At 60.9% G+C, this 11,869-nt stretch carries 12 protein-coding genes; 7 read left to right on the top strand and 5 right to left on the bottom strand.

All coding sequences use genetic code 11. The annotated features are described in order from the left end of the window. Position 1: 1 nt before the first annotated feature. Together AC1DWA_RS15855 and AC1DWA_RS15850 are read right to left on the bottom strand one after the other, a co-directional pair. Complete coding sequence (locus tag AC1DWA_RS15855) at positions 2 to 1,381, bottom strand: glutamine synthetase family protein (protein WP_019745640.1); 1,380 nt, start codon at positions 1,379 to 1,381, stop codon at positions 2 to 4. After that, positions 1,374 to 2,048: a hypothetical protein gene (locus tag AC1DWA_RS15850; protein WP_019745641.1), complete on the bottom strand. Its 675-nt coding sequence runs from the start codon at positions 2,046 to 2,048 to the stop codon at positions 1,374 to 1,376. The genes AC1DWA_RS15855 and AC1DWA_RS15850 overlap by 8 nt, the downstream gene beginning before the upstream one ends. 341 nt (positions 2,049 to 2,389) lie before the next feature. On the opposite strand from AC1DWA_RS15850, the gene AC1DWA_RS15845 reads away from it, so the two are divergent. Further along, positions 2,390 to 2,983 (top strand): TetR/AcrR family transcriptional regulator, encoded by a 594-nt coding sequence (locus AC1DWA_RS15845; RefSeq protein ID WP_019745642.1) that lies wholly within the window; start codon positions 2,390 to 2,392, stop codon positions 2,981 to 2,983. 273 nt (positions 2,984 to 3,256) lie between these two features. Beyond that, a complete protein-coding gene (locus AC1DWA_RS15840; protein WP_037136700.1) occupies positions 3,257 to 4,714 on the top strand; it encodes an APC family permease in 1,458 nt (485 codons plus the stop codon). A gap of 162 nt (positions 4,715 to 4,876) precedes the next feature. Here AC1DWA_RS15840 and AC1DWA_RS15835 read toward each other — a convergent pair whose 3' ends face one another. Beyond that, positions 4,877 to 5,101: a hypothetical protein gene (locus AC1DWA_RS15835; RefSeq protein ID WP_477916815.1), complete on the bottom strand. Its 225-nt coding sequence runs from the start codon at positions 5,099 to 5,101 to the stop codon at positions 4,877 to 4,879. Positions 5,102 to 5,402: 301 nt separating this feature from the next. Here AC1DWA_RS15835 and aztD point away from each other — a divergent pair, with 301 nt between their 5' ends. After that, positions 5,403 to 6,650: a zinc metallochaperone AztD gene (gene aztD, locus AC1DWA_RS15830; RefSeq protein WP_069145466.1), complete on the top strand. Its 1,248-nt coding sequence runs from the start codon at positions 5,403 to 5,405 to the stop codon at positions 6,648 to 6,650. Positions 6,651 to 7,034: 384 nt separating this feature from the next. Here the strand turns inward: aztD and AC1DWA_RS15825 are convergent, their stop codons facing one another. After that, complete coding sequence (locus tag AC1DWA_RS15825) at positions 7,035 to 7,502, bottom strand: VOC family protein (protein ID WP_019745645.1); 468 nt, start codon at positions 7,500 to 7,502, stop codon at positions 7,035 to 7,037. A gap of 102 nt (positions 7,503 to 7,604) precedes the next feature. Here AC1DWA_RS15825 and AC1DWA_RS15820 point away from each other — a divergent pair, with 102 nt between their 5' ends. From AC1DWA_RS15820 to AC1DWA_RS15805, 4 genes are all read left to right on the top strand, one after another. Further along, entirely contained in the window at positions 7,605 to 8,579 is a 975-nt protein-coding gene (locus AC1DWA_RS15820) for a helix-turn-helix transcriptional regulator (RefSeq protein WP_477846431.1), read from the top strand. Between the two features lie 121 nt (positions 8,580 to 8,700). Next, positions 8,701 to 9,909 (top strand): MFS transporter, encoded by a 1,209-nt coding sequence (locus AC1DWA_RS15815; RefSeq protein ID WP_477846430.1) that lies wholly within the window; start codon positions 8,701 to 8,703, stop codon positions 9,907 to 9,909. A gap of 101 nt (positions 9,910 to 10,010) precedes the next feature. Further along, positions 10,011 to 10,679, top strand: coding sequence for a FadR/GntR family transcriptional regulator (locus AC1DWA_RS15810; protein ID WP_070385245.1), 669 nt, complete (start codon positions 10,011 to 10,013; stop codon positions 10,677 to 10,679). Between the two features lie 21 nt (positions 10,680 to 10,700). Continuing rightward, positions 10,701 to 11,144, top strand: a complete 444-nt coding sequence (locus tag AC1DWA_RS15805) for a hypothetical protein (RefSeq protein ID WP_020909394.1) — start codon at positions 10,701 to 10,703, stop codon at positions 11,142 to 11,144. A 93-nt stretch (positions 11,145 to 11,237) separates the two neighbouring features. Here the strand turns inward: AC1DWA_RS15805 and AC1DWA_RS15800 are convergent, their stop codons facing one another. Beyond that, positions 11,238 to 11,852, bottom strand: coding sequence for a TetR/AcrR family transcriptional regulator (locus tag AC1DWA_RS15800; RefSeq protein WP_477846429.1), 615 nt, complete (start codon positions 11,850 to 11,852; stop codon positions 11,238 to 11,240). Positions 11,853 to 11,869 lie beyond the last annotated feature (17 nt).

Below are 11,869 nucleotides of genomic sequence, written 5' to 3'. Positions count from 1 at the left end.
GTCAGACGTGCTCGAAGTAGCGTTCGAGCTCCCAGTCGGAGACTCCTGCGGCCGGGTCTCCCCCAGTGGTGAAGAACTGCAACCATTCCCACCGGCGCGTGCCGATCCAGTACTCCACCAGCTCTCGCCCCAAAACCTCCGTCAGGTTTACATCGCCACTCAATTCCGCGATCGCTCGAGAGAGGCTGGCTGGCAACTTCGGGGTTCCCGGCGGCAATCCCCAGGCCATGACGGTGCATTCGAGGCCAGGATCGCTGTGATCGCGCAGACCGATCAGACCGCCGGCAAGGAACGATGCCATCGACAGATAGATGTTCACGTCCGCCGACGGGACGCGATACTCGACACGAGAGAGCTTCTCGGTCGTGCAGACGGCTCGAACGGCCGCACTCTTGTTGTCAACACCCCACGTGACGGTGGTGGGAGGTCCGTCGAATTCTGCGATTCTGCGGTATGAGTTCACGGTCGGATACTGGAAAGAACTGGCCGCCGCCATTGTGTCGAGGACGCCACCGATGAAGTTCCGCATCGTCTCCGACGGGCGCGAGGGCTCAACTTCATCGAAGAAGGCGTTCCGTCCGTCCTGTTGAAGCGAAAGGTTGATGTGAGCGCCCTGCCCGAACTGGTCCGGCGACCACCGAGCCATGAAGGTGATGGTGCGACCGTGCTCGTAGGCGACTTCCCGCATGATCTGCTTCGTTCGTACGTACCAGTCCGCTGCGGTGAGAATGTCGGTCGGTGGGAGATTTACTTCGATTTGGCCGTGCGCGGACTCGTCTGCCCAGCCTTCCCAAGGGATTCCGGCCCGTTCGATGCGGTCAGCTATTGCGTCCATGAGCGTCGTGTAGTCCCGTGATCTGCTCAACAGGTAGATCGCGCCCTGGGTACCGCCGAGTGGATGCAGGTTCGTGAAACGCTGTTCGCGGGCCTGCTCGATCGACTCTTCGAACACCGTGGCCTCGATCTCCACGGCCGCCTTACCTGTAAATCCAAGCTCGGCAAGCTCTTTGACCACACGTGCGAGCGTGGATCGCGAACACACCGGAAGCGGTGCCCCGTGTTGATCGACCAGATCACACATCACCGTGGCGAGACCTGGTAGTGATGCGTCGGTTGACAGAGTCGTAAGGTCGGGACGAAGGAAGACGTCGTGCATCTCACCGCGCCAATCACCGAAATCGAATCCGAGCTGAGCGGTGTTCCCGAGATCGACTGCGAGGGCGATATCAGCGAATCCCCAGCCCGATTGCGCTCCGGACTCAAACTTTTTGGGTGACAGATGTTTTCCGACCAAGGCACCATCCAACGTCACGGTTTGTGCGCGAATCGTGCGAACGGAATTGTTGCCGATCCATTCACCGAGGTTCGTCGTGTCAGACATGGAGGACCGCCTTCATTGATGCTCCCGCGACGACCGACAATTGTCGGTTCGTGCCTTTGATGTAGAACTTCCCTGCGCGCAGGGAATAGACGAACAACTCGAAACCCGCTAGCAGTCGACGTAGATCCATCTCGAGCCCGTGAATTTCATACGCATCCGTTGTCGGCCCCACGTGCACGGCTGCGCCCGTGTCGAGAGCAGCCAATGACAATCCGGGCATTCCAGGCAGGCCCGAAGCTTTCTCCCAGAATTCACACGCTGCGATGTCCAGCGTCGGTGGCTCTGGTTCGATAAGAGGGGTTAACGCGGCAACATTCGCAGTGCCCGCCAGGGGCTCGTCCTCGGATATCGCCAGTTCGTCGACGCTGATTCCGACAACAGGAACTGTCGACCCCTCGGGGCTACTGACGTGCACGCCGGTTGCTGTTCGAGTCAATCGCGCGCTTTGCGGATCACTGGTCGACTGCAGGTCGACCTCGGGGGGCATTGCCTCGAGAGCTTTCCTGCCTGAGTCGGAATCGAGAGCAACGCGCAGGCGGGTCACGACAGCTCGTACCAACGGGGGTGGGTCGAACTCCATCGTGACGGCGACGTCGGGCGCACACCGGGTATGGGATTCATCGGGTCGCGGTGGATCTGTATCCACCCGCTCTCGGATGTCGGTCATGGGGTGGTCCCTCCAGTTTCGGGGCATGGGGCAAGCGATTTGGTTGCGCGTCAGAGAGACGCGGTTTTGTGCGATGTCGCAGCTCTCGCCCTGGTGTGATCTGCCAAGCGCTATAGTCGAGCAATGAAGTCAGTCACATGACTAACTCATGTGACTGAGATTATGGCGGATCGGAGCTAGCGTCAATAGGCAAACTGCAAGAGATCCCGAAGAGTGGCAACGACGCACCCGGAACGCACCGGGCAGATAAAGGATCGACCAGGGTGTCACGCACGCTGAGTGACATCGATACGCTCGACCCCTGGAGTCCCACGACAACGAGAAGGTGAACGGTAAAGCGAATGGCGTATCTGACAGCATCCGAGCGGCGGACTGCGATCGTCAAGGCCGCCGCCCGAGTCATCATTCGCGACGGACTGGCCGCGGCGACCACCCGCCGCATCGCAGACGAAGCCGGAGTCAACCTCGCTGCGTTGCACTACAGTTTCGACGGCAAAGGAGAGATCTATACCGCCGTGGACGACATGTTTCGTGCCACCACAGTGGGATCACGCCTGGTACCGACAACTGGCTGGACACGTCAAGAGATCATCCGTTCATTGCTCGAACGCTTCCAAGATCTTCTCCACGCCGATCGGGACGTCCCGATCGCCCAATACGAGCTGCTGCTGTGGGCGCTGCGCAATCCGGACAAGGCCGAACTCGCCAGAGCCAGCTACACGACGTACATATCCGCCTTCGCCGATGAGCTTCGGCACGCAACCGACATCGCCGGCAGCGACGCCACACTGCTCGCCCGCTACACGATCGGCGCAATCGACGGAATCTACATGCAAAATCTCGCAACTGGCGCGACCGGAGTGAGCGCACCCGAACTCGACGCCATCTCGTCCGCAATCGTCGGCATCATCGATTCGATCCACCCGCCCCACTAGAGTTTTCCCGTTTCCCGCCCGGCGTTGCAATCGACAGCGCCGGGCCGCAGTCGTGCCCGTCATCATCCGAATCCCGCAGCTGCATTCAAGGAATTTCCCGGAACTCATTGACGAACAGCAAGGGCGAAGCTAATCTCAGTCGATCGACTCAGTCATGTGACTGACATCACCATCTCCTGAGGGCTATCCCGATCCTCACACGCGCGATCGCGGCCGATCCCGGCATACAGCCCCTGCCCGCACTCGACAGTGCACAAATTCAAGGACGCACACATGAATCACTCGTCGAATAATGCTGTAGCACAGACTGATACGGAGTCCATCAACCTTGAATCCGGCCATCTCAGCCGCCTTCAACTGACCTCGCTGGCCATCTCGTCAATGATCCCTGCCGTCGGCATGGCGTCGTTTCCAATGCTGCTGGTACTCAACGCAGGACTCGGTGGTTGGGTCGCTGCTCTGCTCGCAGCGCTGACAGTCATCTGCGTCGGCAGAGCAGTAACCGTCTTCGCTAGCCGGTATGTCGCCTCCGGATCGCTCTACTCCTACGCCGGCGAAGTATTCGGGCGATGGGCACAGTCACTGATCGCAGCCTCGTTGTTCCTCGGGTATCTGGCGATGGTCGCAAGCATTTTGCTGGTCATCGGCGCGTACAGCGGTAGCTTCCTGCAATCTATCGGCATCAACGGCGGCCTCGATCGCCCTGCACAAATCGCGATCTACCTCGCCTCCGCAGCAATTGTCGCGGCGATCACCTGTCGCGGCCTAGATGTTTCGATCGTAATCGCGGTCCTACTCACTGCGATTTGTCTTCCACTGTTGCTGGCCATTACCGGGGCGAGTGCGATTCACACTGGTCTACATCTGCAGGAACAACTGACTCTTCAGGGCGCGTCCGTCAGCGGGATCGTGGCCGGCATCGCATCCGGAACTGCGTTCCTGGTCGGTTTCGAGGGGAGCGCGGCCCTGGCCGCCGAGACCCGCGACCCGAAGAAGAATGTGCCGGCCGCCGTGATGAGTGTCCCCATTGTGCTTGGAACCTTGTACGTGATCGCAACCTTCCTACAGGCACCAGGAATCACGGAGACGTCCGACCAAATCCTTTCCGGCACATCATCCCCCGCCGCCCTGGCCGAGAATGCGGGCTTACCGACCGCAATGGGACAAATGACGGACCTCGTTGTCGCCGTAGCGACCTTCGCCGCACTGATCGGATTCGTCAACTACGGATCCCGCTTCGTCGCCACCCTGTCAGCCGAAAAGCTTCTACCACAAAGGTTCACACGCATACACTCTCGATTCCACAGTCCTGTTTCCGCAATCCTGCTGATCATTCTCGGTGGCCTCTTCGGCATTTGCACTCTGGTGATCGGCGCCACGGGCCCACTTCCTTCCATCTATAACGCAGTGTCAACTCTGGTCGTCTATTTCTGGGTGAGCCCATACGTCGTCATCAGCATCGGCGCCGTGATGCTCCTCTTCCGCGAGCGCGCAGCCACCGCCGTGACAATCGCAGCACTGATCGCCGGTGCCGTCGCAACCTCATGGATCTATCTCAACGGAATCTTCTTCCCCGCACCGTCTCCAGTCAGTGCCATGTCCTACGTTGCGCTCGCAACCATCACGCCGGCCACTATCGCCTTTTACCTGATGGGGCGTCGAAGCCACGCTGACGCCTCCCAGCCGCCACCTCACCTGAACTCGGAACGAGCGACGGCCCGAGAGCAGTAGACGAACCTCAAATTCAAGCCACCAAACCGGCTTCCCCGTCGCGAGGCACGGGCCCACTGGAGCATGAAAACCACGCCGCCCAACCTGCACTGGAACTAAAAGCGGAAGCGCCGTCGGCGCCAATTTGCTCGAGTTGGATCAGTGGGCCAAAGACATGGTCCTTTAAGCCGTCGCTACGTCGCGTACGCGCCATCCTTCGGACGCAGCCCCTTCGGCTACTACGCGTGCGCGGCAGCCAACAACGCTGTGGCGCATGGAATGCCCTTCGACCATGCACTCGCTGACGGAGACCTTCGGATCGATACTGAGCGATTCCGGATTCCTGATCAACACCGAATTCGGAGTCCTCGGCATCAGGCCGACATCAGGACCCACATACTCGAACACCGGCCGACCTGGGCGGGAATACACACTATGCCCAGGCCTGCTGCCAGCCCTGGAATCCTGGGTCATGACTGACGCCGACGGCCATGATCCAATGTCGAGGCGTTCGACGCGGCTGATTCCGTACGCGGCAAAAGAATCGCAGGCATGTTCTCAACCGCTCAATATCGGAACGCCCTTTCTGGGAACTCGTGTTCGGGGTCATCGGCTCGCGAATGCTCGAGCGCGGTGCCCACGCCCGACATGCGAACATTCGCATACTCGACTTTGACAATCATTTACATTAAGCAGTAGATCTATACCCATGCACCTCAACACCCGCATGTCGCGGCGCCTCACCCTTGCCACATCAGTTGGCCTCTCACTCGCCCTCGTTACGGGCTGCTCGTCCGACAACAAGGACTCGGCCCCGCCGGAGACCACCACGACAACCGCGTCCGCACCCACCGAACAAGCCTCGGCAACACCGCGTCTCGCAGTCTCCTACGACGGTGGCGTCCTGGTGCTGGATGCAACGTCGCTCGACGTGGTCGGCGAGACCAAGATCGACGGCTTCACGCGACTCAACCCGGCCGGCGACGGTCGCCACGTCATGATCTCGTCGGGTGAGGCATTCAAGGTGCTCGATACCGGCACGTGGTCCTCGGCCCACGGCGACCATTCCCACTACTACACAGCCGATCCCGCGATGTCCGAGGTCGAGTTCGCAGCCAACGAACCCGGACACGTTGTACGCCATGCCGGAAAGACTGTCCTCTTCAACGACGGCTCGGGACTCGTCGAGATCTTCGATCCGGCGCAACTGGCAAAGCGCCAACCTCGCGTCGAGACGTACACCACGCCAGAACCCCATCACGGCGTTGCGGTCGCACTTGCCGACGGCAGCCTGTTGACGACCATCGGAAATTCGGAGTCCCGCAACGGCATTGCAATCCTCGATGCCGACCGCAAGGAAATCCTGCGCAACGAACAGTGCCCCGGTGTCCACGGCGAAGCAGTCGCTGCCGGCGAAGCCATCGTACTGGGCTGCCAGGACGGGTTGCTCGTGTACAAGAACGGAGCGATCACCAAGGTCCAGAGTCCGGATGCATACGGCCGCATCGGAAATCAAGCAGGTTCGGAGGAGTCGGACATCGTCCTGGGTGACTACAAGACTGACAAGGACGCCGAACTCGAACGTCCGCAACGGGTCTCGCTGACCAACACGACGACGTCCGAACTCAAGCTCGTCGACCTCGGCACCAGCTACACCTTCCGCTCACTCGGCCGCGGACCGCACGGAGAGGCACTGGTGCTCGGCACCGACGGCGCCATCCACGTCATCGACCCGAACACCGGCGTCGTCACCAAGAAGATCGCCGTCATCGACGCATGGACCGAGCCCACCAAGTGGCAAGAGCCCAGGCCGGCACTCTTCGTGGAAGACCACACCGCGTACGTCACCGATCCCACGTCGAAGAAGCTGATCGCCGTCGACCTCGAAGACGGCAGCATCCTGACCGAGACCACCCTCGATCACGCCCCCAACGAATTGACCGGTGTCACCGGCTGATTCAGATCCTCATCTCAGGCCCCCATCTCACACCGAGATGAGGGCCTGAGCCGTTCTCGTGCTTCGCCTACTGACCAGGGAATCTCGATACCCAGGCAATCCTCGAGGTGCTACGACGCGCACCTCAGAGAATCGAAGCCGTTGTCGCCAGCTCTGCTGGAGCTGAGCGATGAGCAGGACCACGATTGACCGCGGCACAAGTCAGCTTGGAATAACTCTCCGCAGAGGTTCGTTGTAGATGGTGTCGGTGTTCGGTTCTTTGCCCCGGGTACCACCCCAGAATTGCCACTTCGAGTGGCCACTTGCCGAGAGGCGCAAGACGGGCACCGACGCGCTGGAGCCGCTGGACACCTTTCGGTGCCAGCGGCTTTGTCGTCTGAATGATCAGGCCGGGTTTTCGCCGGCAGCGACGTCGAGGATCCACGTCACCCCGAACGCATCGGTGAGCATGCCGAATCCGGGGCTCCACGCCGCCGCGGCAAGACCCTCGATGATGGATCCACCGACAGAGAGTTTGGCCCAGTAACCCTGCACCTCTTCGAGCGATTCACCGCGAACCGAGACGAAGAACGGTTGGTCGGTGATCGTGGTGCCGTTCTCACGGTGCGTCGTGCCGGCATTGGCGGTCGAACCGCCCGACTGTCCTGGGATGTCGTACGCCATCACGCTGAAGCCGTCCGCGGTTTCGACTTGGCCGAACACAATGTTCTCAGCGCCAGGCACATCCTTGGGCATTCCGAAGTCGCCGTAGGTTGCGATCGTGACCTGGCCACCGAAGACGGACTGGTAGAACTCCAGAGCCGCGCGGGCGTCTCCGCGGAAGTTGAGGTGGGTCGTTGTCTTGATGCTCATGTCTGCTCCTAGTACGAACGTCGCCCGGGTTTTCCCTGACAACGTCGACTCTCACAGCCGTATAGGACTGTTTTCGTCCTAGACTCGTCGTAGTCTCACGACATGGCGACCACCACTCGGCTCTTGAATCTGCTGTCCCTCTTGCAGACGAGGCGCGACTGGCCGGGCGCTCTACTCGCCGAGCGGCTCGACATCAGCCACCGCACGGTCCGCCGCGACATCGACCGGCTCCGGGAGATGGGTTACAGCATTGCGGCGACCATGGGCCCGGACGGCGGATACCGACTCGACGCCGGCAGCGAGCTACCACCCCTGCTGTTCGACGACGATCAGGTCATCGCCTTGGCAGTCGCTCTGCAGGCGGCGACGCTGACCGGCGTCGGCATCGAAGAGGACGCAGTGCGTGCGCTGACCACCGTGCGACAAGTGATGCCGTCGCGCCTGCGTCATCGCCTCGACGCACTCACGTTCACCACGATTTCGACCGATTCCAGCGACGCAGACTCGGTGTCCCCTGAGGTGCTCGTAGCGATTTCCGCAGCGGTGCGCGCTCGCGAGGTGCTCCGCTTCGACTACTCGAACGGCCGCTCAACTGACAACATCGAAATAACACCCCCCCTCCGCGTGGAGCCACATCATCTGGTGACCTCCAAGCGTCGCTGGTACCTCGTCGCGTGGGATCTCGAGCGAGACGACTGGCGAATCTTCCGCGCCGATCGCATCACTCCACGCACCCCGAACGGCCCGCGGTTCACACCGAAGGGGATCCCCGGCGGTGACGTGAGCGAATACGTGGCCGCGCGCTTCAAGGGATCGGAACATATCAACAAATGGCCGTGCCACGGCAAGGTCGTTCTCCATCGACCAGCCAGTTATGTTCTTCCCTTTGTCGAGGACGGCGCCGTCGAAGATCTTGGCCCCGACCAGTGCAGCCTCGAAGCCGGATCATGGTCCTGGGCGGCGCTGGCAGCCTCCTTCAACCGATTCGACACCGATATCGATGTCGTCGGCCCGGCAGAACTGACCCACGCTTTCGCACAACTCGCCGCCCGCAATGCCGCGACTGCTGCGAGTTAGGCAGTCGTTGTGAATGAGATCCAGGTCTCCAACACAACCGTGCGTCCGTGGGTTCATGTAGGTTTCAAGTCCTCAGAGGACCTGAGGACTTGAAGACCTGAACGAAGGGATGCCCAAGGAGATGAAGAAGGGGCAAGTTGCGTTTCTCACCGGCACACACGTCGTGAACGATCTGTACCAGGGGGCTGTACCTGCACTGTTGCCGTTCATGATGCTGGAACGCGGATATTCCTACTCCGCGGTTGCCGGAATCACGCTCGCCGCGACCGGACTATCCAGTGTCGTGCAACCCGCATTCGGCATGCTGGTCGATCGAAAGAGCCGGAATTGGCTGGTACCCACAGGTTTTGTGACGGCCGCAACGGGAATTGTCGTGGCCGCGATGAGCACCACCTACATCGTTACTTGGCTGGCAATTGCTTTGGCCGGCATCGGCATTGCCGCATACCATCCGCCCGCCACAAATTTGGCACGCGGAGCTGGAGGTCACTCGCAGAAGGCCATGAGCGTGTTCTCCGTGGGCGGCACGTTGGGAGCCTCACTGGCGCCACCGTTCGTCACGCTCGTGGTCGGCTCGCTCGGATTGTCCGGCGGCTACCTGCTCGCAGTTCCTGCAGTGGTAGCGGCTATTTGGTGGATCGTCGCCCAATCACGATCGGCCGGCACGGGCACGGACGCCGAATCAGCCCAGTCGTTGAGTTCGCAGCTAGCAGCGAACGGCCCCGTGTCAGATGATTGGCGCTCGTTCACCCGACTCGTGCTGGTAACGGTGTGTTGGTCAATTCCATATGTGACCACGCTGTCGTTGGTCTCACCGTACGTACTCAACGGACTGAACGGATCATCCTCGAGTGCAGCAATCGTGTTGTCCTCCTTCACCTTGGCGGGAGCGGCCGGCACGCTACTGGGCGGAGTCCTCGCGGACCGTCGAGGTCGACGTGCATCCATCCGACTCGGTTACCTGCTTGCGGTACCTTCACTGGCGTTGCTCGCCGCGGCTCCGAACGTGGCAATTGCCGAACTTGGAATCGTCTGTCTCGGATTCGCGATGTTCTTGCCCTTCGCGCCACAGGTGACATTGGCGCAGGACTACCTACCGAACCGCCCAGGCACGGCAAGTGGGGTGACCCTCGGACTCGCAATGTCAGTGGGAGGCATCGCCTCTCCGCTGTTCGGTTACCTGGCAGATCACTTCGGACCGCGCATGGCGATCGGGGCGACAACTGCAGTGCTGTTGGTCGGAGCCGTCATCGCATTCACCTTGCGCGATCGACGCCTCGACCCGGAGGACGAGACGGAGCGCGAACTGGACGTCATCGCCCTTCGATAACCCGAAGACAGCCCCGTAGTCTGAAGATTCATCGGAGGACATGAAGTGTCACTCGGTGGGCCGCTCCACGGCGGTTCACCGAGTCAGTCAGGAGCAGACACATGGCAGTGCGCCAGGTCAAGCAGCAGTCACTGGTACAGAAAGCCGCAGACGAACTTGCGCGCCTCATCGGCGACGGCGAGTGGCCGGTCGGGACGAAAATCCCGAACGAGCAGGATCTGAGCACGCTCCTCGGAGTCGGGCGTTCGACCGGCAGGGAAGCCGTGCGTGCACTGATCGCGTCAGGACAGCTCTACTCTCATCAAGGATCCGGCACCTACGTCATGTCCTCGACTCCGGTCACAGAACTCGAGCGAGAACTCAAACGCTCGGACCGCCGCGAAGTCTACGAAGTACGCCGACTTCTGGAAGTGGAAGCTGGCCGCCTGGCTGCGATGCGTCGGACCTCTGCCGACGTCGACCTGTTACGGGCAGCACTCAAAGCCCGTGAAAATGCCTCGACACCAACAGAATTTGTCGACGCTGACATGGAACTACATCGCGCCGTGGTGAATGCTGCGCACAACAGCGTGTTGTCGATGGTATTCGATTCATTCATCGAAACGCTCCGCAACTCGGCCCTGGACGTGATCACCGACGTCGCGGCGCGAGACCCCGAATCGATCGACGACGAAGCCGCTGCCCACCGAGATCTAGTGGAAGCCATCGTCGCGGGTGATGCCGACGCTGCCAGCGCGGCGACGCGCAGGAACATGGACGGGCTCGACTGACCCTCTCTATCGTTGTCAGGCATGACGTCCACATCGCTCCCTCCACGGGGTCTCCGGATCGGTCTGTCCGCCATCGCGTGGCTAAACCTGCTCTCTGCGCTCGTAGGAATGGCGGGCCTGACGATCGGCGGCGGGATGGGCCTGCCTCCTGAGTGGATCGAGGGAACCGTCTTCCCTTCATATTTCTGGCCCGGAATCCTCCTCGGCGTTGTCGTCGGAGGCATCCAAGCCGCCGCGCTCTTCGCTCAGCACAACAGGTTCCGCCTGGCATGGGGCCTGCACGCCGCCGCCGGCCTGACGATGATGATCTGGATCTTCGTCGAAATCGCCATGATCCTCGTCTGGTCGCCGCTGCAAGGCATCTTCTTCACCACTGGATTGGCCCAGACGATCCTCGCCGTTCTCGCACTCGGCGCCTGGCCCCGCCCCTTCCTCCAACGAACCGACAGCCATCACGGTCAGTGACGAATTACATTGGGATAGAAGGTCACTAGGACCGACCTCGATGCTCTCCATCGCCCAATCCAGCTCGACCCCCGACCGTCAACTGAAATCTGTTCAGCCGATGAGGTCTTTCGAGAAGTTCAGCGAGTCGAAAGACCTGTTCGCTACGAGTTCCAATTGCCTCTGTGTTGCACCGTCTCGGGCGCGCTGAGACATGCCTTGGATGACTACACCGATGAACTCGGCAAGGTCCTCGGGATCGGAGTCAGCGGGCATGAGTCCGTTGGCGATATCGGCTGCGATCCTCTGCGACAGCAACACCACGTTGGCATTTCGCATGTCGCGCAATCGGTTTGCTATGTGACTGTTGGCGTCGGTCACGCTGACCGCCGCGCTGATGATCAGACAACCACCCGGACAAGACTCGTCGGCGTAATGGGACGCCGCGTCGTTCAAGAGGCGGCGAATCAATTCGGATGCCTCGCGCTCTTCGGCGAACGCCCGGTCCATGAAGTCGCCGCGAGTCGCGTTGTAGTGATCGACGGCGGCAAAGAACACTCCTTCCTTGCCGCCGAAAGCACTGTAGAGACTCGGTGGATTTATCTGCATCGCAGCAGTCAACATGGCAACGGATGTCCCCTCGTAGCCGTGCTCCCAGAAGGCATACATCGCCTTGTCCAAGGCCGCGTCTACGTCGAACTTCCGCCCTTGTCCCGGCACCCCGGCCATGCAACCTCCCAATTCCG

It is taken from the genome of Rhodococcus sp. P4_F3_2, assembly GCF_056401335.1.
Note: the sequence above shows the minus strand (reverse complement) of the source record. Positions and strands in the feature narration are given on the sequence as shown.